20 protein-coding genes and 1 tRNA gene are annotated in these 22,174 nt (G+C 70.8%); 14 read left to right on the top strand and 7 right to left on the bottom strand.

Annotated features, from left to right (window positions below; genetic code table 11):
* Position 1: 1 nt before the first annotated feature.
* From AB0M54_RS27080 to AB0M54_RS27065, 4 genes are all read right to left on the bottom strand, one after another.
* Complete coding sequence (locus AB0M54_RS27080; protein ID WP_364312102.1) at positions 2 to 652, bottom strand: aminodeoxychorismate/anthranilate synthase component II; 651 nt, start codon at positions 650 to 652, stop codon at positions 2 to 4.
* A 4-nt stretch (positions 653 to 656) separates the two neighbouring features.
* Positions 657 to 947, bottom strand: a complete 291-nt coding sequence (locus tag AB0M54_RS27075) for a hypothetical protein (protein ID WP_364312099.1) — start codon at positions 945 to 947, stop codon at positions 657 to 659.
* 8 nt (positions 948 to 955) lie between these two features.
* Positions 956 to 6,082 (bottom strand): class E sortase, encoded by a 5,127-nt coding sequence (locus tag AB0M54_RS27070; RefSeq protein ID WP_364474369.1) that lies wholly within the window; start codon positions 6,080 to 6,082, stop codon positions 956 to 958.
* Between the two features lie 662 nt (positions 6,083 to 6,744).
* Positions 6,745 to 7,554, bottom strand: a complete 810-nt coding sequence (locus tag AB0M54_RS27065) for a DUF881 domain-containing protein (protein ID WP_364312093.1) — start codon at positions 7,552 to 7,554, stop codon at positions 6,745 to 6,747.
* Between the two features lie 180 nt (positions 7,555 to 7,734).
* On the opposite strand from AB0M54_RS27065, the gene AB0M54_RS27060 reads away from it, so the two are divergent.
* The 3 genes from AB0M54_RS27060 to AB0M54_RS27050 all read left to right on the top strand — a co-directional run bounded on the left by AB0M54_RS27060 (position 7,735) and on the right by AB0M54_RS27050 (position 10,512).
* Positions 7,735 to 7,998, top strand: a complete 264-nt coding sequence (locus tag AB0M54_RS27060) for a cell division protein CrgA (RefSeq protein ID WP_364312090.1) — start codon at positions 7,735 to 7,737, stop codon at positions 7,996 to 7,998.
* A 115-nt stretch (positions 7,999 to 8,113) separates the two neighbouring features.
* Complete coding sequence (locus AB0M54_RS27055; RefSeq protein WP_364474367.1) at positions 8,114 to 10,243, top strand: heterodisulfide reductase-related iron-sulfur binding cluster; 2,130 nt, start codon at positions 8,114 to 8,116, stop codon at positions 10,241 to 10,243.
* Between the two features lie 113 nt (positions 10,244 to 10,356).
* On the top strand, positions 10,357 to 10,512 hold the full coding sequence (locus AB0M54_RS27050; RefSeq protein WP_364474365.1) for a YciI family protein: 156 nt from the start codon (positions 10,357 to 10,359) through the stop codon (positions 10,510 to 10,512).
* Here AB0M54_RS27050 and AB0M54_RS27045 read toward each other — a convergent pair.
* Complete coding sequence (locus AB0M54_RS27045) at positions 10,499 to 10,945, bottom strand: hypothetical protein (protein ID WP_364474363.1); 447 nt, start codon at positions 10,943 to 10,945, stop codon at positions 10,499 to 10,501. The two genes, AB0M54_RS27050 and AB0M54_RS27045, sit on opposite strands and share 14 nt — an antisense overlap.
* A 192-nt stretch (positions 10,946 to 11,137) precedes the next feature.
* Here AB0M54_RS27045 and AB0M54_RS27040 point away from each other — a divergent pair, with 192 nt between their 5' ends.
* From AB0M54_RS27040 to AB0M54_RS27025, 4 genes are all read left to right on the top strand, one after another.
* Positions 11,138 to 12,862 carry a hypothetical protein gene (locus AB0M54_RS27040; RefSeq protein ID WP_364474361.1) on the top strand — a complete coding sequence of 575 codons (1,725 nt, stop codon included), beginning with the start codon at positions 11,138 to 11,140 and terminating at the stop codon, positions 12,860 to 12,862.
* Between the two features lie 104 nt (positions 12,863 to 12,966).
* The gene (locus AB0M54_RS27035) at positions 12,967 to 14,301 is read left to right on the top strand and encodes a hemolysin family protein (RefSeq protein ID WP_364312077.1); all 1,335 of its coding nucleotides are present in this window, start codon (positions 12,967 to 12,969) and stop codon (positions 14,299 to 14,301) included.
* Positions 14,294 to 15,322 (top strand): hemolysin family protein, encoded by a 1,029-nt coding sequence (locus AB0M54_RS27030; RefSeq protein WP_364312074.1) that lies wholly within the window; start codon positions 14,294 to 14,296, stop codon positions 15,320 to 15,322. The genes AB0M54_RS27035 and AB0M54_RS27030 overlap by 8 nt, the downstream gene beginning before the upstream one ends.
* A 56-nt stretch (positions 15,323 to 15,378) precedes the next feature.
* Positions 15,379 to 15,510, top strand: a complete 132-nt coding sequence (locus AB0M54_RS27025; protein ID WP_364312072.1) for a hypothetical protein — start codon at positions 15,379 to 15,381, stop codon at positions 15,508 to 15,510.
* Positions 15,511 to 15,653: 143 nt separating this feature from the next.
* On the opposite strand, the gene AB0M54_RS27020 is transcribed toward AB0M54_RS27025, so the two are convergent.
* Positions 15,654 to 16,307 (bottom strand): GDSL-type esterase/lipase family protein, encoded by a 654-nt coding sequence (locus AB0M54_RS27020; protein WP_364474360.1) that lies wholly within the window; start codon positions 16,305 to 16,307, stop codon positions 15,654 to 15,656.
* Positions 16,308 to 16,358: 51 nt separating this feature from the next.
* On the opposite strand from AB0M54_RS27020, the gene AB0M54_RS27015 reads away from it, so the two are divergent.
* The 5 genes from AB0M54_RS27015 (at position 16,359) to AB0M54_RS26995 (ending at position 19,920) form a co-directional block, all read left to right on the top strand.
* Positions 16,359 to 17,216: a LamG-like jellyroll fold domain-containing protein gene (locus AB0M54_RS27015; RefSeq protein ID WP_364474359.1), complete on the top strand. Its 858-nt coding sequence runs from the start codon at positions 16,359 to 16,361 to the stop codon at positions 17,214 to 17,216.
* Positions 17,217 to 17,308: 92 nt separating this feature from the next.
* Positions 17,309 to 17,728, top strand: coding sequence for a phosphotransferase (locus tag AB0M54_RS27010; RefSeq protein ID WP_364474357.1), 420 nt, complete (start codon positions 17,309 to 17,311; stop codon positions 17,726 to 17,728).
* Between the two features lie 24 nt (positions 17,729 to 17,752).
* Positions 17,753 to 18,061, top strand: coding sequence for a PadR family transcriptional regulator (locus AB0M54_RS27005; RefSeq protein ID WP_364312061.1), 309 nt, complete (start codon positions 17,753 to 17,755; stop codon positions 18,059 to 18,061).
* Positions 18,058 to 18,894: a hypothetical protein gene (locus AB0M54_RS27000; RefSeq protein WP_364474355.1), complete on the top strand. Its 837-nt coding sequence runs from the start codon at positions 18,058 to 18,060 to the stop codon at positions 18,892 to 18,894. The genes AB0M54_RS27005 and AB0M54_RS27000 overlap by 4 nt, the downstream gene beginning before the upstream one ends.
* A gap of 93 nt (positions 18,895 to 18,987) precedes the next feature.
* On the top strand, positions 18,988 to 19,920 hold the full coding sequence (locus AB0M54_RS26995; RefSeq protein WP_364474353.1) for a hypothetical protein: 933 nt from the start codon (positions 18,988 to 18,990) through the stop codon (positions 19,918 to 19,920).
* Positions 19,921 to 20,225: 305 nt separating this feature from the next.
* Here the strand turns inward: AB0M54_RS26995 and dcd are convergent, their stop codons facing one another.
* Complete coding sequence (gene dcd / locus AB0M54_RS26990) at positions 20,226 to 20,804, bottom strand: dCTP deaminase (RefSeq protein WP_364312053.1); 579 nt, start codon at positions 20,802 to 20,804, stop codon at positions 20,226 to 20,228.
* Positions 20,805 to 20,858: 54 nt separating this feature from the next.
* Between dcd and AB0M54_RS26985 the strand changes: the two genes are divergently transcribed.
* Positions 20,859 to 21,359, top strand: coding sequence for a pyridoxamine 5'-phosphate oxidase family protein (locus tag AB0M54_RS26985; RefSeq protein WP_364312050.1), 501 nt, complete (start codon positions 20,859 to 20,861; stop codon positions 21,357 to 21,359).
* A 27-nt stretch (positions 21,360 to 21,386) separates the two neighbouring features.
* Positions 21,387 to 21,457, top strand: a tRNA-Gly gene (locus AB0M54_RS26980).
* Positions 21,458 to 22,174: the final 717 nt, after the last annotated feature.

Below are 22,174 nucleotides of genomic sequence, written 5' to 3'. Positions count from 1 at the left end.
CTCAGGCTGAGGCGAAGGCGGCGCGGCGGCGGGACTCGACCTCGGCGGCCAGAGCCGGGGCGCGGTCGAGGGCGGAAGGCAGGCCGCACACGGCGAGCCAGTTGGCGAGCATGGTGTGACCGCCCTCGGTCAGGACCGACTCGGGGTGGAACTGGACGCCCTCGACCGGCAGTTCGCGGTGGCGCATGGCCATCACGATGCCGTTTTCGGTCTGTCCGGTGACCTCGAGCTCGTCCGGCAGCGTCTCGGGGAGCACGGCGAGCGAGTGGTAGCGGGTCGCGGTGAACGGGTCGGGCAGGCCGGCCAGCACCCCGGTGCCCTTGTGGTGCACCTCGGACGTCTTGCCGTGCAGCAGCTCGGGCGCCCGCTCGACAGTGCCGCCGAAGGCCGCCCCGATCGCCTGGTGTCCCAGGCAGACGCCGAACAGCGGCAGCTTTCCGGCGTACTCCCGGATCACGTCCATCATGATCCCGGCCCGTTCCGGCGTGCCCGGGCCCGGCGACAGCAGCACACCCGCGGCCCCGAACCCGGCGACGTCGGCGACCGAAATCTCGTCGTTCCGCCGCACCTCGCACTCGGCGCCGAGCTGGCCGAGGTACTGGACGATGTTGAAGACGAACGAGTCGTAGTTGTCGATCACCAGGATACGCACGAGATCACCCGCCCGGGATCGACGACGGGTGCGGGGCGTTCGACTCGGTGCTGTACGGGATCTCGTCCGGCGCGGACTCCTCGCTCGGATGCACCGCGTTCGGGTTCTGCTGGGCCGGTCCTTGGTCCTGCTGGGTGCCGGTTCCCACCTGCACGTCGTCGAAGGGCAGCAGCGGCGTCGCCCAGGGGAACACGAAGAACCAGAGCACCGCCACGATCGCACCGGCGATCACGACGGACCCGGTCAGCTTCCCGGGCAGACCGAAGGGCAGCTTGCGCCAGATCCAGGCGTACATGAAATCTCCTACGACTTGATCTTCGCGAGCGCAGCGGGGATCCCGGCGTCCGGAAGGGTCTGGTCGCGGGTGATGGTATCGGTCAGCTTCGCATGCACGATGAGTCGTTCGTAGTTGTTGAACTTCGGGTTGCAAGTGGTCAGCGTCAGCATCGCCGTGGTCGGCTTGGCCTTGGGCTTGCCCGGCACCGCCGCGACCACCTCGACCGCTGTCGGCAGCACGACCTCGGTGCTGGACACCTTGTAGATGAACCAGTTGTTCCGGGTCTCCACGCCGATGATGTCACCGTCGCGCATCTCGTCGAGACGCCAGAAGATCGACCGGATCCGGTGACCCGCCACCGAGAAGTTGCCGACCTTGCCCGGCAGCGCGGTGTCCGGGTAGTGCCCCGGCCCGAGCCTGATGTCCTGCGCGCGCACGCCGTCGACGACGACCCACTTCTTGTTCAGCTTCGGGATGTAGAGCCGGCCGACCAGCCCCTTGCCCGGTGCGTCCGGCCCGATCGGAGCCGGGCTCGACGGGCCCACGACCGGCGCGTTCCACTCCTGCGCCAGCGCGTCGTCCAGGGTCGACTGCTCGTCATTCACCGCCGCGGTGTTGCCGAACACCTCGTACCCGGCGAACAACAGCACGATCAACCCGAGAGTGATCATCATCTCGCCGGTGCCGCGGACACCCGCGCGAACGCGAGAGCCCATCGTGGGGCGGGTCAGTTCGGAGTACACGCTCTTGTAACCGTCACTCGTCTGCTCAGGACGCAACTTGACGACCTTTTCGCCCCGTTTCGGCGCGGTGTCATCAGCGTCTTGGTTCTCCTCGAGCGGGGCAGCGGCCGCCTTCGCGGCCGCCTCGGCCACATTGGCGGCCCCCTTGGCACCGTCGCCCACGGTCTCCCGGGCCGGTTTGGCGCCCCGCTCACCCGCTAAAGGCACAATAGGTAGAAGCCCGGTGGGCGCGTCAGCGGTGTTGATGATCGCCGTACGCGCGGCGTCCGACTCCGCCACCTGCGGGTACGCACCCGAGGCGGCCCGCCACTCATCGCGGGCGTCGACCCGGGCCTCATCCAGCCCCGCACCCATGCCGCGCTGCTCGCCGTGCCCAAGAGCACCGCGCCGCCCCTGACCACCGTCAGCGCCGCCACGCAACGCCCCCAGCCAGTCGTCACCCGCGTCGTCAGCCTGCTCACGCCAGTCACCGGCGCCCGCATCCCAGCTGTCGGCCTCGGGCGCGCCGTGCTGACCGCGCCTGGCTCGCTGGTCGCCTGCTATCGCTGTCGCAGCATCTCGCCCCCGCCCGCCGCCGCCGTCCTCGGCCGCTGGGGTTTCGTAGCCCGGCAGCCCGGGTTGCGACCCGTCAGCGCCTGGCCAGCCGCTGGTCGTGCGGGCCGCATGGCCGTTGCCCGGCTGCTGCTCGTCCGGCCGGCCGTTGGGCGTGTTCGGCCGGGCGCGTCGTCCGCCCGGAGGCTGCTGCCCGTCGGCGGGCCAGCCGTTGGTGCCGGGGGCCGCGTCGCCGCGCTGTCCGCCGACCGGGTCCTGGCCGTTAGGGGTCTGCCAGCCGTTGGCCCCTGCTGTCCCGTTGGCGTGCTGTCCGCCACCGGGCTGCTGCTCATTCGGGTTCGGCCACCCGTTGGCCGTGGAGTCTTCCCGCCGGCGCCGCCCGACGCCCGATTGCTGGCTGCCCGCGGCCTGCCAGTCGGCGTTGGCGCCGTGCCGTCCAGCGCCCAGCTGCTCGCCACCCGCGGCCTTCCACTCGGTGTTCGTGGCGGCTCCGTTGTCATGCCTGCCACCACCAAGCTGACTGCTGCCCCTTGCTTGCCAGTCGCTGTTAGCGGCCGGTGCGCTGTCGTGCCGGCCGCCACCAAGCTGCTGGCTGCCCGTGGATTGCCGGTCGGCGTTCGCGGCGGCTGCGCTGTCGTGCCGGCCGCTGCCCGGCTGCTGATCATCCGCGGTCGGCCAGCCGTTGGCCGTGGTGTCTTCCCGCCGGCGCCGCCGGCCACCGGATTGCTGCTCGTCGGCGCGCTGCCGTCCACTCATCGCAGCGCCAGCGTCAGTGCGGCCTTGGCTGGTCCGAGGCTCGCTATCGCTCTGCCAGCCGTTGGCCGTCGTGGTGGCGTTCCGGCCGCCGTCGGTCTGCCAGCCGTTGGCGGTGGTGGTGGCGTTCTGGTCGTCAGGCTGCTGGGCGTGGTCGGTCGACCAGGCGCCATTCGCCGTGGCGTCGTCGCTGCGCCGCCCTGCTGGCTGGCCGTCGGACGCCGGCCAAGCCGCAGAGCCGTTGGTCTCGGCCCGGCCGCGTCGCCCGCCTTCTGGCCGCTGGTCCTCGGACGGCTGCCAGCCGGTCAACCCAGCGGCACCGTTACGACCGCGGATCTCGGAGTCGGCGTCCTCGCTGCCTGCGTGCTGCCAACCGACCGCGGCCGCGCCCTGCTCGGTCTGACCGGAGTGCAGGTCACGAGCCTGGCCGGTCCAGCCGTTCGCCAGACCGGTCTGATCGGGGTGTGGCTGCACGTTGCCGGCCGCCCGGCCGTTCGGAAGACCGGACTGGTCGGGGTAGGGCTGGGCCTGAGCGGCTGCATGACCGTTCGTCAGGGCGGGATGGACGGCGCTCGGCGCGGCTCGACCGGGTTGGGTCGGGCCGGACACCTGACCGTTCGCCCAGGTGTCCGCCGGAGCGGAGGTGGCCCGTCCCCAACCGGCTGCCTGCAAGCCGTCGACTGCTGAGCCATATCCGCGCTGCTCACGGTGGTCGTTCGGCGCGAAGCCGGACCGGTCGGCAGCAGTGCCGTTCGGATCACCAGGGCGTCGGATCTCGCCGTTCGTGGCCGGTTGGCCGGTGGTTCGGTCGGGCTCGTCGTCCGGGCCGGTGAAGAACCTGGTGGAGCCTCGACGATCGCCCACCAGCCCGTCGGAGTCGCCAAGGTGCTGGCTACGCGGGCCGTTGGCGATGCCTAGGCCGGAACCCGCCACGAATGGCGGATCACCGGCCGCGCTGCTCGCTGCGGAGGTCGTCGTGCCGGGGGCGAAAGGTGTGCCGCCGGGGACGACTGGGATGCCGCCGTGGACAGAGGCCGTCCCGCTGGGGGCGAAAGGCGCGTCGCTGGACGCCATCGGTGCGGAGGGTGCCGCGCCGGGAGTGAAAGGGGTGCCACCTTGAACGACGGGTGCGGCGCCGGGGATGGCGGCCGGTCGGGCCGAAGGGAATCCGGGAGCGGGGGCCTGGCCCGGCACCGATGCGGTTCCGTTCTGCCGGGAGACTGCGACGCCCGGTGCTGAAGCGGGCCGGGCCGAGTTTGGCGCGGGGGCGAAGGCCGGCCCGTTCAGGGTGGGGGCGGGGAGGTTCGGGGCGGTGGCGGCCGGGTCCAGGCTTTGAGCGGGGTTCGGGGCGGCCGCTTGCGGCGTCGCGGCGGCGTTGAACCCGTTCTGGGCGAAGGGCATGGCGGCTGCGGCGCGGGGCTGGGTGGGGTCGATCGACGGGACCGCGGAACGGACCAGCGGGTCCTGGCCTCGCCGGCCGAAGGCGACGCCGGTGTCGGAGGGGGCAGGGTTGTGCCAGTCGTCGCCCTCGCTGAGGGGACCGCCGGCCACGCCGCCCTCGGCCGACCACTGGGTGTCCTGGCCGTCGCCGGGCACCGGCCATTCCGGTCGGGCTGCTCGTCGGCCGCCGAGCGCCTGGCCATGGATCCCCTCGGCCTCCCAGCCACCGCGAGGGTCACCTGGCTGACCGGGATGAGCGTCGGGGTATTGCTCGGCAGTCCAGCCGTCGGCGACCGTCTCGTCGGTTGTCGCACTGCGCTGCGGGACGGCGTGGCCACCCGTGGCATCGTTCGGCGCCCAGGTGCTTGCTCCGGCGGCCTGGCTACCCGGGACACTGTCCGGCGTCCAGGTGCCCACCTCGGCGGCCTGGCCATCGCGGACGTCGGTGTCTAGGTGGTGGGCCCGGCGGCCGGCTCGGCCGTTCTGGTCGGGCGCGACGTTCGAAGGGTCACCGCCGTCGGCGGGCTGCGGAGCCCACGTGTTGTCCTCCGGCTGGACGACATGACGCGAGGCGGGTCGATCATCCCAACCGGTGGTGTCTTCCGGGTGGCGCGCCGCAACGCCGTTGGAGGCGCCCCAACCGGCAGCTTGATCGCCGAACTGCGAGCTCGCGGCAGACTCTGAATGGCCCGCGCCGTCGAGGGCCGGTGCCCAGCCGTCGCCGGCTGCGGGAAGGTCGCGGCGGGGTGCCGGTGTATCGGTCGCGGTCGGCCAGTCGCTCACCCCGGACTGCCCGTTGTCACCGGAGACGGCCAGTTGGACGGCGGCGTCGCCGCGCGGCACGGACCCCACATTGGGCTGGGTCACCCAGGGAGCATCGTCATGGTCGGCTCGGGGAGCGGCGGCAGATGGCTGGGCCACACCGGCGCCGCGCGACGGAACGGAACCCGCCGGGACTTGAGCCGTGCCGGCCGGCGGTTGACTCGCGCCGGCAAAGGGGGGTTGAGCGGCCGCCTCAGTAGCCCAAGCAGGCTCGTCGCGCCACGCTCCGTCGTCGACGGCACGGGTCTGGCGGGCGCGCTGCGGGGCGGCTGCCGCAGCGGCCGAAACCGCCTCGACAGCAGCAGGCTCGGCAGTCCGATCCGGCCGGCCGAAAGCGGGCTCGGCAGTCCGATCTCCCTGGCCAGCAGCGGGCTCGGCAGTCCGATCCGGCCGGCCGAAAGCGGGCTCGGCAGTCCGATCCGCCTGGCCAGCAGCGGGCTCGGCAGTCCGATCCGGCTGGCCGAAAGCGGGCTTGGCGGGCTGATTCGGCGGGCCGAATGCAGGCTTGGCGGGCTGATTCGGCGGGCTGAAAGCCGGCTTGGCCGACCAATCCGCCTGGCCAGCAGTGGGCTCGGGAGACCAATCCGGCCGGCCGAAAGCGGGCTCGGAGGACCGATCTGCCGGGCCGCCGGCGGGCTCGGAGGACCAATCCATCTGCCCGGCGCCAGACTGGGCCGGCCAGTTCATCTCGGCACCGCCAGGCTCAACCGCACCGGCAGCGCGCCCGGCGACCGGAAACTCGCCATAGCCAGCCGAGGAGTCAAAGCCAGCCGAGGAGTCAGACCAGGCCTGACCCGCGGCCGGGCGGTCGTCACGGCTGGTCCAAGGGGCGTCGTCGGACACCCAGCCACCATCGGGGGCAGGGTCATCGGCCCAGCCGCGACCGGCCGGCGTGCCGCCGCCGTTCACTCCGGACGACATCTCTTGATCCACTCCCTCGGGCCGGTTGCCGGGCGCGCGGAGATCGTCCGCGCCGACCCATCCTGCACCGCCGGTGTCCGCAGTGGGGGGCGCGATGTGGATAACCCCGTCACGTTGGAGGGCGGGACGGTCGCGATGAAGATCTTCGTCCGTTTGGTCCGAACCTTGATCGATGCCTGCCGGTACCGGTTCGCCGGGATTCCGCTGTGGATCTTGGACACCGACATCTGCCTGCTCAGCGGCCGTGCCAGGCGGTGTGGCAGCGGGCGGCGAAGGCGGAGCGGCAGCGGGCGGGGAAGGCCGATCGGCGTCCGGAAAATCTGTCGTATCACCGACACCAGGGCCGTCGTGACCAGGAGTTTTGGCGCCATCGCGGACAGTGGCGCCGATCCAGCCGCCGGGAATCTGGGTCGGCCCGAGCGCGGGGTGGGGCATCGCCTCGTCGCCGAGGCCGCTCACCCACTCGCCGATGCTGGGCTTCGGCCGTTTGTCGCGCGCGGCCGACACAGCGGGGTCCGAGGAGGCAGCGGGGTCCGAAGAGGACGAGGACGTTGCCCGGTGGCGCCCCGAGTTCGGCGGTTCCGTCACTGGCCGGCCCGCGCGGATCGGAGGTCACTCGACCCGTCGTACGCCCGCACTGTCACGTTCCTCTCGGTGGTTTCGGAATACCCGAGGCCGAAGTCGGCGACCGCATCTCGGAACTGCCGGACGCCCTCCGCGGACTCCAACGCGCGATGCAGTGCTGTGGGTTCGCCGATCGCCGTGATCTTGAACGGCGGCGAGAAGACCTGGCCGTGCAGAAGAAGGGTGTTGCCGACGCATCTTACCGCGCTGGTCGAGATGACGCGGACATCCATGATCGTCATCGCCTCGGCGCCGCCGGCCCACAGCGCGTTCACCACGGCCTGCACATCGCCCTGGTGAACGACCAGGTCATCGTTCCTCGGGTTGTTCGGGCTGCCGTCGCCGACGCGGCGCGGTGAGTCGTTCAGGACGACGGTCAGACCGGGGCCCTGGAGGGCGGTGAAGCCGGCCGCAGCCTGCATGCGGTCGGCCCGTTTCCGGGCCTCCCGGACCGGTGCGTCGACCTCAGCCAGGCGCTCGGTGTCCTGGTCGACCTGGGTACGCAACTGAGCCGCCCGTGCCCCGCGATCGTCCAGCCTCGCCCGCTTGTCGGTGATCAGCTGGGTCACCTGAGGCCGCCGGTCGTCCCGGAGCGCCGTACCCCCGGCCGTGGTCGCCGAGGTGGTGAACAGCAAACCCGCGGCCAGGGCGATCAGCGGAACCCCGATCGACCATCCTCGTTGCTTCTGATGACGTACGCGGGGCCGCAGGCCACCGAGCGCGCGACGCAGCACGAGGCGCCACGAGGGGGCGCCGGTGGTGTACTCCACGCGCTACCCTCCGACGTCGTAAATGGTCCAAGCGGAACGAAAGTTACCCCGGTGGGTGCCGGTCTGCGTGCCGCCTTGACTACGCTAGCTGTCGAACAGTATTCGCCACCGGCAGCATCGGGTTCCCCGGAGCCGCTCAGCGGTGGGTTGTTCACCACTTGTTGCCCTCAGGAGAGCACCGTGCCGAAGTCACAGGTTCGCAAGAAGAAGGTCTACACGCCGCCGACGGATGTTCGTCCGGCGGTCAATGCCAACAACAAGAAGCCGAGCCCGGTGTGGCTGCCGGCTACCGCGGTCACGCTGATCGTGGTCGGCATCGCGTGGCTGGTGGTGTATTACCTCTCCGAGCAGCAGTACCCGGTCGAGGCCTGGCGCTACTGGAACCTCGCGGTGGGCTTCGGCGCGATGGTGGCGTCGCTGGCGATCCTGGCCCGTTGGCGCTAAGCGACCTTTAACGTCCACAAGATCGGAAACGCACCCCGGTGTTTTTGCACTAGGGGTGCGTTTATCGTGGGAACCCCAGGGATGCGCGAACCTTACTGACGGGTAACATATCGCCATGGGCACTGCTCAGATCATCGCCTCCGTGCTGGCCGCCGCGGTCACCGTGGTCGCCGTCGTCCTCGCCGTGCGGGCCGTCCTGCAGATGACGTCGGTGATCCGGCTCGGTAAACCCGACCCGGCCCGCACCACCGACAAGGGCACCCGCACCAGGACGATGCTGGTGGAGATCGCCGGCCACACCCGCATGCTCAAGTGGGGCGCGGTCGGGGCGGCGCACTGGTTCGTGATGGTGGCGTTCGTCGTGCTGTCGCTGCTGGTGCTCGAGGCGTACTTCGAGGTGGCCGACCCCGACCGGGGGCTGCCGATCATCGGGCACTGGACGGTGTTCGGCCTGGTCACCGAGTGGATCGGCGTCCTCGGCATGGTCGGCATCCTCTACCTGATCTACCGGCGGCAGGCCGACCGGGCCAAGAAGCGGAGCCGGTTCACCGGTTCGGCGATGTGGCAGGGCTACTTCGTCGAGGCGATCATTGTGGCCGTACTCGTCTGTGGGTTCCTGATCCGCGGTTTCAAGGTGGCCACCGGACATTTCGAATACCCGGTCTGGGCCGCCCCGGTCAGCCACGCCATCGGCGCCGCGCTGCCGAACTGGGAGAACGGCGCCACCTGGGTCGCGCTGGTCAAGATCTACATCTCGATGGCCTGGCTGATCACGATCGCGTTGAACGTGACGATGGGCGTGGCCTGGCACCGGTTCCTGGCCTTCTTCAACATCTTCTTCAAGCGTGCGCCCGAGAAGCCCGCCGGTTCCGGCCTGGGCGCGCTGCGGCCGATGATGAGCGAGGGCAAGCCACTCGACTTCGAGGAGGCCGACCCCGAGAAGGACCAGTTCGGCGTGGCCCAGGTCGAGCAGTTCACCTGGAAGGGCCTGCTCGACTTCTCCACCTGCACCGAGTGTGGCCGCTGCCAGTCGCAGTGTCCGGCCTGGAACACGGCCAAGCCGCTGTCGCCGAAACTGTTGATCACGAGCTTGCGAGATCACGCGTACGCGAAAGCGCCCTATCTTCTGGCCGGTGGCGGCAAAGACCTCACCGGCGAGGAGAAGGCGACCGAGGCCCAGCTCGCCCACATGGACGTGCTGGCGCTGGCCGAGGGCAACCGCCCGCTGATCGGCACCGAGGACGAGCAGGGCGTCATCGACCCCGACGTGCTCTGGTCGTGCACCACCTGCGGCGCCTGCGTCGAGCAGTGCCCGGTCGACATCGAGCACGTCGACCACATCGTGGACATGCGCCGCTACCAGGTGCTGATCGAGTCGAGCTTCCCGGCCGAGGCCGGCGTCATGCTGCGCAACCTGGAGAACAAGGGCAACCCGTGGGGCGCGCCGCAGAACACCCGGGAGGACTGGACCAAGGGTCTGGACTTCGAGGTGCCGCGGGTCGGCGAGACCGAGGACTTCGACTACCTGTTCTGGGTCGGCTGCGCGGGCGCCTTCGAGGACCGGGCCAAGAAGACCACCCGGGCGGTGGCCACGCTGCTGCACGAGGCCGGCGTCAACTACGCGATCCTCGGCGAGGGCGAGACGTGTACGGGCGACCCGGCGCGCCGCATCGGCAACGAGTTCGTCTTCCAGATGCTCGCCCAGCAGAACGTCGAGACGCTGCAGGAGGCGAACGTCAAGAAGATCGTCGCCACCTGCCCGCACTGTTTCAACACCCTGGGCAACGAGTACGAGCAACTCGGCCTGAAGGTCGAGGTCGTGCACCACACCCAGTTGCTCGCCCACCTGGTCAAGGAGGGCAAGCTCACCCCGGTCCAGCCGATCGAGGGCGACGTCACCTACCACGACCCCTGCTACCTGGGCCGGCACAACCGGGTCTTCGACGCCCCCCGCGAGGTTCTGGGCGCGGCGGCCGACGTGATCGAGATGCCCCGCACCAAGGAACGCTCCTTCTGCTGCGGCGCCGGCGGCGCGCGCATGTGGATGGAGGAGAAGATCGGCAAGCGGATCAACGTCGAGCGCACCGAGGAGGCCCTGGCCACCGGGGCCAAGACCATCGCGGTCGGCTGCCCGTTCTGCTACACGATGATCGGCGACGGGGTCACCGGCAAGGGTGAGCAGGAGAACGTCGAGGTGGTGGACGTGGCCACCGTGCTGCTGAGGTCGCTGAAGCAAGAAGTGTGAGCCGGGTGTCGAGTCGCCGCCCACGCCGATCGTCATCCGGTCAAACACACGTCAAGACGGGAGGATCCACATCATGCGGTACGTCCGCCACCGGCGCTGACGGCACCCCGACCGTGACCGACGGCCCCTACCTGGAGATCAAGGAGGTCGTCGGCGGCTTCATCCACATCGTGGCCAACGACATCGACGAGGCGGTGGCCGTGGCCGGTGGCTGGCCGGGCATCCGGGTGGGCGACAAGATCGAGGTCCGCCCGGTCATGGAACGCTAGCCAGCCTTCGGGCCAGGAGTTCGCGTTCGGCCGGGTTGGTGGCCAGCGCGAGCGCCCGCCGCAGGTTGGCCGTGGGATCGCGCCCGAGCCGGCTCAGCAGGTCGGCCCGGGTCGCGTGCCACAGCCGATATCCGGACAGGTCCTTCTCGAGCCCGTCCACCTCGGCCAGCGCGGCCTCCGGCCCGTCGACGTGGCTGGTCGCCACGGCCCGGCTCAGCCGCGCGACCGGTGACGGCTTCATGATCATGAGGGCGTCGTAGAGCCGGCGCACCGCGGCCCAGTCGGTCGCCTGGTAGGACGGCGCCAGCGAGTGCTGTGCCGCGATGGCCGCTTCGAGCTGGTACGGACCGGGCTGGTCGAGCGCGGCGGCCCGGGCCAGCCGGGACAGCGCGGACTTGACCAGCGAGATGTCCCATCGGCGTCCGCCGGCCACCGCCGCAGCGCCTCGGCCACCGCGTCCTGCAGAGCCTCCTCGGCCCGGTCCAGGTCGCCGAGCCGGCGGGCCAGCACGCCGAGCACGCCGCCGGCCTCACTCCGCCACAGCCGATCGAGCTCTTCCCGCACGTCAGACACCCCTGCAGTCTGCCGAAACCGCCCCCCGAGGGGTGACGCGTGTGCTTGCCTGATGCTGATGCTCACGACCAGCCGCCGGTGGCGGATCGTTGCCGCGGCGGCGATCGCGCTCCTCGTACCGGCCACAGCCGCACCCGTACACGCCGCTCCGCCGGACGACCCGTCGATCCTGGCCAAGGCGCTGACGTTGCAGCAGCAGCTGTACAAGACGAAGAAGGCCGGCGTCGCCGACTTCGACGACGGCGACCCCGGTGGCCAGCCGATCGCGGCCGGCGGCGACGTGTCCTGCGCCGCGGGCTTCCTGGAGCTGTGGTGCTGGGGCGCCGGGAACGCCGAGCCCGAGGCGCCGACCAACGCGCTGGCGAACTCGGCCGGCCCGGTAACGGCCGGGGGCGCGCATCAGTGCGTGCTGGAGTTGTTCGACGACAGCGACGTCGGCGGTGACCTCTACTGCTGGGGCGACAACACCTACGGGCAGGTCGGCGACGGCACCACGACCGCGCGTCCGGCGCCGGTCAAGGTGCGCGGCGGCGTGCTCCAGGTGGCGGCCGGCGCCGACCACACCTGCGCGATCCTGGTCGACCGGAGCCTGGTCTGCTGGGGACGGGACGACGCCGGTCAGCTCGGCCAGGGCGCCGCCGGTGTGCCGGTGACGACGCCGCAGGCCGTGCCCGGTCTGGATGACCTGGCCGACGTCGCCGCGGGCGGCGACACCACCTGCGCCCTCGACGACGCGGGGGCGGCGTGGTGCTGGGGTTCCAACTCCGACGGCCAGGTCGGCGACGGCACCGCGGGCGCGACCCCGGTGGCCACGCCGACCTCGGTGGACACCGCTCCGCTCGGCTCCGACGACGAGCTGGGCCAGATCGAGGTCGGCGCCCGGCACACCTGCGCGGTGACGTATGACGAGCGCGTCTGGTGCTGGGGCGCGGACGGGCACGGCCAGCTCGGTGACGATCCCGCGCAGGCAGCCCAGAACCTGCCGGTCGACACCGGGCTGGAGGCCGCGTGGATGGTCACCGCCGGCGGCGACAGCACCTGCGCGGTGATCGAGGACGGTCAGGGGTGGTGCTGGGGTGACAACACCGAGGGCCAGCTCGGGACCGGTGACCACACCGACCGGGCCGAACCGGCCAAGCTCGACCAGAGCGGGCTCACCGGCTCCAGCCTCTACGAATACGTCTTCGGCGCGACCGGCGGGCTGCTCTTCGGGATCTCGATGGGTGAGCGCCACGCCTGCGGCATGGACGTCGCGGGGAACGCGTACTGCTGGGGTGACAACGCGGGCGGTCAGCTCGGCGACGGCACCACGACCGACCGGCTCCGGCCGACCGCGACGCTGCTGAGGCCCGGTGCGCCGCGCGACGTGGACACTCAGGCGCGGGACGCGGAGATCGGCGTCGACTGGACCTCGTCGGACGAGCTCGGACTCGGGTCGGTGCGCGGCAGCCAGGCCGTCGCGTTCACCGAGGAGGGTGGGTTCGGCTCCTGCTCGCCGGGCGACTCGACGAGCACCGGCTGCACGATCAGCAGCCTGACCAACGACGCCGAGTATCTGGTCTTCGTGAGCACGATGACCACCGGCGGCATGGCCACCGCGGAGCCCGTGGCGGCCACGCCACTCGGGATGGCGTCGCCGGCCCCGGTCGCGGGTGGTGGTGGCGGGCAGCTGCCGATCACCGGCGCCGCGGTCTCCCTGCTGATCGCGATCGGCGGCGGGCTGGTCATGGGCGGCATGGCGCTGCGCCGGAGGGCTCGGGAGCGCCGCCCTCGCTGAACGATCAGGAGGCGCCTCCCGGCCAGGGCCAGATCACCTGCCGGGACGCGACCCTTCGGTGTGCTGCCGCGGTCCGGCACAATGAGGGCCGAGGTGAACCGATCATGGACGGCCTGCTCCTGACCGCGGTGCTCCCCTTGGCGGCGTTTGTGCTGCTCACGGCGGGCAATGCGTTCTTCGTGGTCGCCGAGTTCGGCCTGGTCACGGTGGACCGGGCCGAGATCGAGAAGCGGGCCAACGCCGGCGACCGCCGCGCGCGTACGGTCCGTCACGCTCTGCACGAATTGTCGTTCCAGTTGTCCGGCGCGCAGCTCGGCATCACCATCACGACGGTGCTCACCGGCTACCTGGCCGAGCCGGCGCTGTCCCGGGTCTTCCGGCCGGTGATCGAGCCGATCACCGGGGGCGCCACCGAGACCGTGACCCATGTGCTGTCCCTGGTGCTGGCCACGCTGGTCTCGATGCTGTTCGGGGAACTCGTACCCAAGAACGCGGCGCTGGCCCGCCCGATGCGGGCCGCGCTCGTCGCGGTGATGCCGCTGCGAGCCTTCGCGCGTCTCTTCCGGCTGCCGATCGCCGCGCTCAACGGCTCGGCGAACTGGTTGGTCCGCCGCCTCGGCATCGAACCCCAGGAAGAGCTGGCCAGCGCCCGCAGCCCCGAGGAACTGGGCCTGCTCGCCGCGATCAGCGCCCGGGCCGGCGCGCTGCCGACCGAGACGGCGACGCTGCTGCGCCGGACCATCCGGTTCGGTGAGAAGCGCGCGGCCCGGGCCATGACCCCGCGCGTCGACGTGGTCGGGCTCAAGGTGACGGCCAGCGTCGCCGACCTGCTCGCGCTCTCGCGCGAGACCGGCCACACCCGCTTTCCGGTGTACGAGAGCACGCTCGACCTGGTCACCGGGGTGGCGGCGGTGCCCGAGGCGCTCGGCGTCGAACCGGCCCGGCGGGCCACTACGGCCGTCTCGTCGATCGCCCGGGAACCGGTCTACGTGCCGGAGAGCCTCGACCTGGACAAGGTGCTCGCCGCCCTGCGCGCGGCCGACGCCGATCTGGCCATCGTGGTCGACGAGTACGGCGGCACGGACGGCGTGGTCACCGTCGAGGACCTGATCGAGGAGCTGGTCGGGGAGATCTCCGACGAGTACGACCTGGACCTGCCCGAGACGGCCACCCAGGTGCTGACCGCGCCCAGTGGCGAGAAGACGTTCCTGGTCGACGGGCTGCTGCGCGAGGACGAGCTGCTGGAGCTGACCGGGTTCGCGCTGCCCGAGGGCCCGTACGAGACGCTCGCGGGTTTTCTGCTGGCCCGCCTCGGCCACATCCCGGTGCCGGGGGAGTCGCTCACCGAGGACGGCTGGGAGTTCACCGTGACGCAGGTCGACCGGCACCGCATCGAACAGGTCCGGATGGTCGCCCCGGTGGAGCCGATCGATGCTTGAGCTGCTGGTCACCGTCCTTCTGCTGCTGGGCAACGCGCTGTTCGTCGGCGGCGAGTTCGCGCTGATCGCGTCCCGGCGTACCGCCCTCGAACCGCTGCTCCCGGCCAAGCGCGCCCAATGGGCCCTGGCCGCGATGAACCAGATCCCGCTGATGATCGCCGGCGCCCAGCTCGGCATCACGATCTGCTCGCTCGGCCTGGGCGCCATCTCCGAGCCGGCCCTGGCGCATCTGATCGAGGGCCCGTTCGAGGCGGCCGGCCTGTCCTCCCGGTTCGTGCACCCGGTCGCCTTCGTGCTCGCGCTGGGCGTGGTGGTGTTCCTGCACACCGTGGTCGGCGAGATGGTCCCGAAGAACATCACGCTGGCCGGCCCGGAACGCTCGGCGCTCGTCCTCGGCCCGTTCATGCTGGCCTTCTGCATCGCCACCAAGCCGGTCCTGACCGCGATGCGCTGGCTGGCCCGGCACGTGCTCAGCCTGTGGAAGATCGAGGCCACCGACGCGGTCAAGACGGTCTTCACGGCCGAGGAACTCGCCGGCATGGTCACCCAGGCCCGCACCGAGGGCCTGCTCGGCACCGAACAGTACGCACGCATCCACGCCGCGCTGGGCCTCAACGACCGCACCGCCGCCGACACCCTCCGCCCGTGGGCCCGCGTCACCACGGTCACCGACGCCGTGACACCAGCCGAGCTCGAGACGGTCGCCACCAACAGCGGCCGCTCCCGCTTCCCGGTGGTCCAGCACGAGACGAGGCGCGTGCTCGGCTTCGTCCACATCAAAGACATCCTCGGGTACGCCGACAGCCAGCGCGCCCTCCCGATCCCGGCCGAGATCATCCGTCCCCTGGCCGTGATCCCACCGGACCGAACCCTGGCCGACCTCCTCCTCACCATGCGCCGCGACCGCCGCCACATCCTCCTGGTCAGCGACGGCCGCCGCCCCTTGGGCGTGGTGACCCTCGACGACGTCCTGCACGCCGTGGTCGGCGAACCCGCCCACGCGACAACGCCCGCCGCCTGACCCCGCTTTTCTCGGGTCCTGACGGACCACAACTCCTTGCCCGCATCCCGGCGCACATGGCCGGCGGTCAGAGCGTCTTCGTGGTTCCGTCGAAGGCCGAACTCACCACTCAGCAGGCCGCCGGCCTCGTGAACGTGTCACGTCCCGGCCTGATCGGCCTGCTCGACGCCGGAGAGATCGCCGCCTGAATCAAGACATGGTTCTGGACTGAACGGGTGGCCGTTGTAGTCGGTCAACGACGCCTTTGGCCTGCCGCGATCCGAGCTGGCGCACAGGTCATCGTGACGTCCCACTGGAGGAATCTGCTGGCGGAACCCGGCCGGAACGGGTTTTAGCGGTCGGTGTTCGCGGCTGACGCGGCCTCGTGGATGGTGGCTGACAGGGCGGCCGTGATGACGGCGTAGCCGGCGCTGGACGGGTGGAAGCGGTCGGCGCTGAACATGGCTGTCGGGTCGGTGGTGAAGGCTGTGGCCGAGGTGGCGGTGATGTCGGCGATGCGGGCGCCGGCCGCGGTCGCGGCGCTGGCCTGCTCCTGGCGGAGGAGGTGGCTCGCGGCCTGGACGGTCGGGCGCATCTGCGGCGGGCACCAGGGGACCACGCTGAGGTCGGGTGCGGGGGCCACGACCACCTCGGCGCCGGCCTTGCGCAGGGTTCGCACGGCGTTGCCGAGCAAGAGGGCCGCCTGCTGGGCGGGGACGAAGTGGGTGAGGTCGTTGGCGCCGATGATGATCAGCGCGAGGCCGGGGCGCCAGGCCGTCGCCTGCTTGACCTGGGCGGCCAGGCCTCGGCTGTCGGCGCCGGACACGGCGAACACCCGGGTGTCGACGAGGATGCCGGCCTCGGTCAGCTGGGCGGCGAGGCGTGCGCCGACCGTGTCGGCCGTGCGCGACGCGCCCAGACCGTAGGCGATGGAGTCGCCGAGGACAGCGAAGGCGAGGGTCACGACAATCGGCAACGCCGGAGGCGCCGGTTTCGTTCCGCTCACTAAATCGGACCCTGCGTGAAGGACGAATTCGGCGATCCGGACAATAACCGCATGTCTCACACCCGCCGCCTGGCCGGCGCGGTCATCGCAGCGCTGGTTCTCGGAGCGGGCGTGATCGGCGCCGTGCACCTGTCCCGCGCCGAGGCGATGCCGCTGCGCGACCCCGCGCCCATGCAGGCCCTGATGCCGCCACCTTCGGCCGGCGTGATCACCCCGAGCACGATCCTCTCCGAGCCCAAGGACGACGGCCGGGTCATGGTGCCCGATCAGCCGGTCGGTGTGCGCTACACCTTCGACGGCGGCGTCGACAAGCCGATCCTGGACGCGCACGGCGGCCGCGAGCTGCGGGCGGTCGCCCAGAACGGCGGCCGGCTCAGCCTGGTGCCGCAGGGTCTCGGCCTGGCCGTCGAATATCCGGACCGCTGCACGATGCCGCGGGAACGGGACTGCCCGCGCGCCATCCTTGAAGGCGACCGGGACGACACGCTCAACCCCGGGACCAGGCCGCTCGAGTACGGAGCGTCGGTGCTGATGACGCACGCCGACCTGGCCGACGGCGCGAACGTCGTCCAGAAGGGCTATTCGGTCGGCGGAGTCAGCCAGTTCAAGCTCCAGGTCGACCACCGGCAGGGGCATCCGAGCTGCGTGATCGCCAGCCGCTCGCGGATCTACCGGGCCGAGCCGTCACTCGACGTCGCGGACGGCACCTGGCACCAGCTCACCTGTGCCCGCAGCCGGGAGCGGCTCGCCATCATCGTGGACGGCGCCGAGCGCGCCGCCGTACCCGTGCCCGCGAATCTCTCGATCGCCAACGCGGAACCGCTGCGCATCGGTGGCAAGGGCGCCAACCGTGGCAACGACCAGTTCGCCGGCCGCATCGACAACGTCTTCCTGACGATCAGCGCCTAACGGTCTTTCTTCTTGTTGGTGGCCCGGATGATCGCCACCAGCGCGGTCGCACCGCCGGCGACGACGATCAGGCAGAACAGCATGATGAGGAGATGCCACGGTCTCAGCGCGCCCATGACGCCACCCTAGAGGTTGAGCCCCACCTGGCCCGGCAGCTTGTGGACAACCAGTTCCCGGCGTGGGCGGGCCGGCCGCTGAGGCGCTGGGAGCAGGCCGGCTCGGACCACGTGATCTACCGGCTGGGTGATGAGCTGTCGGTGCGCTTCCCGCGGCACACCGGGGCGATCGGGCAGGCCCGCAAGGAGATGGAGTGGCTGCCCCGGCTGGCGCCGCATCTGCCGCTGTCGATCCCGGTGCCGGTGGCCGTGGGTGAGCCGGCGCTCGGTTATCCGTGGGCGTGGGCGGTCGCGGGGTGGCTGCCGGGCGCCGTGGCCACTATGGACGAACTGGGGCGATTCGCTGGCTGTGGCGCGTACCCCGCCAACTCGACGCGGTTCTCGCTAGATAGGTAGTTGACCGACATATATAGTCGGGGCATGCGGGAACCGACGTACTTCATCCTCGCCGCGCTCCAGGACGAGCCACGGCATGGCTACGCGATCATCAAGCAGGCCGAACTGCTGTCCCGAGGGCGGGTGCGGCTGGCGACCGGCACGCTCTACACGGCGCTCGACCGGCTCACCACCGAGGCGTACCTCCAGGTGGTCAAGGAGGAGACCGTCAACGGGCGGGCGCGGCGCTACTACGCGCTCACCCCGACCGGCCGCGCGGCCCTGCAGGCTGAGGCGTCGCAGCTGGCGTCGGCGGCGCGCGTGGTCACCGAGTTCCGCGTGCGGCCGGCATGAGCAAGATCGAGCGACGGTACGCCCGGCTGATCCGCCTCTACCCCGCCGCCCACCGGGCCGCCCGTGGCCCCGAGATGCTCGACGCGCTGCTCCAATCCCCGTTCCGCCTGCGCGAGGTTCGTGCCCTGCTCCTCGGCGCGCTCCGGGCGCATGCCGCGCACGACGACGTGTCCCCGCGGCAGGACTGGCTCACCGCCGTCCGCGCGGCCGCCCTGATGCTCCTGGCCGCCGGCGTCGTCAGCCGGGCCGTCTACGTCGTCCAACCGTTCCTGTCGTCGGCCGAGACAGCCGGCAACCTGGCCGTGGCAGCCCTCGGGCTGGCCGCGCTGGCGTGTGCCCTTCGCGGCCGCTATCTGCTGTCCGCTCTCGGGGCGCTGCTCACGCTGGTGGCCTCCGCCTTCTGGCCGGTCTTCGACATCGCGCTCTGGGGACTGTGGGGCTACCCGTTCGCGATCCTGCTGCTGATCCCGTTGCGGTGGTTCCGGCCCGGCCGGGCATCCGGCGTCCTGAGGTATCTGCCGCTGCTCCCGGTCGTCCTGGTTCTCGGCAACCAGCTCTTCTCCGAGGTGTTCCCGGCGGTCAGCGGCATCCTGCAGGGCGGTGCGAACGTCGGGGTGGTCATGGGCGCGCTGCTGTGGCTGGCGGTGGACGAGCGCGTGTCCATGGCCGTGGGACTGTACTGTCTCGACACCCTGTTCGTGGGTCTGGTGTATATGGCGGACGGCTGGACGAGCCTCCCCGCGATGGTGCTCAGACTGGTCGTCATCGGCGTGCCGCCGGTCGTTCTGCTGGCCGCCGCCGCGGGCCGAAACCGTTACCAGGTAACGCCTTGACGGCGCCCTCGGGCTAGGATGGTGATCGCAATCGATGGGCCGGGGCGGCTTGCTCCGGCCGTACGGGGAATCGATGAGAGGAACCACCAACCCATGCGCACCCTGATGCGCGCGGGCGCGATCGCGCTCGCCGCCAGTTCCCTCCTGCTCACCGGCGGGGTCGCGGCCCAGGCCGCACCGACCGCCGCCGGCGTGACCTTCACGCTCAACCGCCTGATCCTCAGCCCCGCCGACCACGGCTACGCCGGCGCGCTCCGGGTGACCATCACCAACAACACCGACCAGCCGTACGACGACGGCATCACCGTGGTCGAGCCGCTGGCCCGCACGGTCCGCGACGTCGGCAACGGGGTCTGCGGCATCAACACGCTGCCCGACCGGCGCTACGAGGTCGGCTGTGGCCTCGACCGCGCGATCCCGCCGGGCGCCACCCGCCGGGTCACGATCACCTTCGAGTCGCCGGCCGCGCCGAAGCCGTTCGCCCGCCAGTCGGCCACCTCCGGCAGCGTCTCCATCGCCGGCGTGACCACCGAGTTCACGGCCCTGTTCCGCTCGTCGACCGGCTCGGTGAGCAAGCCGGTCGCCTACACGCCCGCCGCGGCCCAGAGCCTGACCATCGCCGCGCCCGACGCGGTCACCCTGACCCGCCAGGACGACGGCACCTACTCGGCCACGGTCCCGGTCACGGTCACCAACCACAACGACGCCCCGCACGGAGGCTGGGGCTCCTCCCTGGCCGAGCCGGCCGGTCTCAGCGGCTTCCCGTACGCCACCGACGGCACCTGCGGCCTCGGCGGCACCTTCCCGCCGGCCCCGCCCGGCGGCGCCAACACCGGCTGCGTCCACGAGGGCCTGCTCACCGAGGGCGAAACCCGCACCATCAACTGGATCCTGTCGGCCCCGGCCGACGCCGAGCCCGGCGCCAAGGGCACCGCAACCGTCGCCACCAACCTGACCGGCGACGCCGCCGACGCCCAGCCCGGCGACGACTACCTCACATCGTTCCAGGTCTCGATCGCCGGCTGACCCTAGCCACCGGCTTTGCCGGTTGCGGCCCTGGCCATGACCGGGCGGAAGCGCCCATCGACACCTAGACCCGCTCGCCCGCGTCCTACGGATGCGGGCGAGCGGCATTTGTCGTAGGGGGAGACGTCAGGCGTCGAGGTCTTGCCAGAGGCGTCTGGGTTCATCTTGAAGGGTGACCACTTACGCAGAATGAAGGGGGCGCGGCTCTGTTCTGGCCGGTCACGGCCTTGGAGCCGCGCGCCCGGCCTCGGCGGGAGCGACGGTCTGCACCACCCACCGAGCCACGACATCAGGGTCTTGATCTTTCAGCTGGTCGGCCAGGTGCGGAACTTCTGCGCCGAGCGGCTGGGGGTGGGGCCGCGTTGGCCCTGATAGCGGCTGCCGTAGACGGCCGAGCCGTAAGGATGCTCGGCGGGGCTCGACAGGCGGAAGATGCAGAGCTGGCCGATCTTCATGCCGGGCCACAGCTTGATCGGCAGGGTGGCCACGTTGGACAGCTCCAGCGTGACGTGGCCGGAGAAGCCGGGGTCGATGAAGCCGGCGGTGCTGTGCGTGAGCAGGCCCAGGCGGCCCAGGCTGCTCTTGCCCTCCAGGCGGCCGGCCAGCTGGTCGCCCAGCGTGATGACCTCGAGCGTGGACGCCAGCACGAACTCGCCCGGATGCAGCACGAACGGCTCGCCGTCGCCGACCTCGACCAGCGCGGTCAGGTCGTCCTGCTGCACGGACGGGTCGATGTGCGTGTAGAGGTGGTTGTTGAAGACCCGGAAGAAGCGGTCCAGGCGCACGTCGATGCTGGACGGCTGCATCAGCTCCGGCGCGAACGGCTCGAGCGAGAGATTGTCCGACTTGATCTCAGAGACCAGGTCACGGTCGGAGAGCAGCATCGCAACACCATACTGCGGTGGTTCTTTCGTACGTGTGTTCGATATGATCGGGCGATGGCAACCTGGTCCACCTTCGCCGCGGCCGCGCCCGCCCTGGCCGCCGGCGTGCGCATGCTGCTGCAACAGTACGGTCCCGGCCTCGGCTACCTCGCCACCGTGCGACCCGACGGGGCGCCCCGCGTCCACCCGGTGTCACCGGTGATCACCGACGACGGGCTCTACTGCTTCGTCGTCGACTCGCCGAAACGCCGTGACCTCCAGCGCGACGGTCGGTACGCGCTGCACTCCTACCCGCCCGAGGAGAACGACGACGAAGCCATGATCAGCGGCGTCGCCACCCCGGTCGACGACCCGCTCGTCATCGACCGCCTGGCCGGCGCCCTCCACGCGTCGCCGGTGATCGATTGGCGGCTGTTCGAGCTGTCCGTCGACACCGCCATGCTCCGCCGCCACGGCACGGCCGGCGCCCTGCCGTTCGCCACCCGGGTGCCTCCGATCACCCAGAAGTGGCATGACCCGGCCGGCCACTTAGGGCTCTCGCTGGTCGCAACCTGATCGGGTACAGTGACGGGGCTGTGCCACGCGGGTGTAGTTCAATGGCAGAACATCAGCTTCCCAAGCTGACAGTGCGGGTTCGATTCCCGTCACCCGCTCGATACACGGAAGCCCTGGTCAGGACTGATGTCCCGCCAGGGCTTCCGTGTCGCAAGACCGTGTCCAAGCAAGGATGGGCCATTAACGGGCCATTAGTGATGTGGAACAGCCGGCATGCGTCCCTTGGGTGCGCCGGCCACAGTTTGCAGCGTGCTGCGCACTGCTGAAGGCGTGGCACCGAGTCTGTGGAGTCTGCCTGTTGAGCGAGTCTGGGTCTTCATCCTCCGAAACCGACGAAGCGCGGTCGGCGGGCGAGGCGTACGGCGACCCGGGTACGACGCGATACTTGCCTGTCGTCTGCACGGACCGAGGCCAACATAAGCGCCGGTTACTCACTGTCGCCAGGCGGGAGCCTGACGGGTCCGGCGGCATGAGTTCGGCCTTGGAGTGGTTCGCCCCACCGATGGGGGAGCAGGCGACCCCACGAAGCATGACGGGGCGAGATTCGTACATTTTTAGGTGTCCCTCCTGTCGCCGGACACCGCAAATCAAGCGCAAGACGTGGTGGGACCTGATAGACGAGGCGCTGCGGCGAGAGGTGCTAGAGCTGGATATATCTCTGCTACCCTTTTAGTGCTGCGAGTGGTTGTCGCAGTCCCCGGCGCGAGGACGGGGTGACGTTCAGCCGAAAGGCTCATCCGTAAAAGGATGCTCGCCAAAGCCCACTCATCCGGTGGGGCGGTTATTTGCGCCCTCCGGAGGTTTAGGTGGCATCC

This window comes from Actinoplanes sp. NPDC051470, assembly GCF_040682035.1.
Taxonomy (GTDB): Bacteria; Actinomycetota; Actinomycetes; order Mycobacteriales; family Micromonosporaceae; genus Actinoplanes.
The sequence above is the reverse complement of the archived record's forward strand: the minus strand, read 5'-3'. Positions and strand labels throughout refer to the sequence as shown.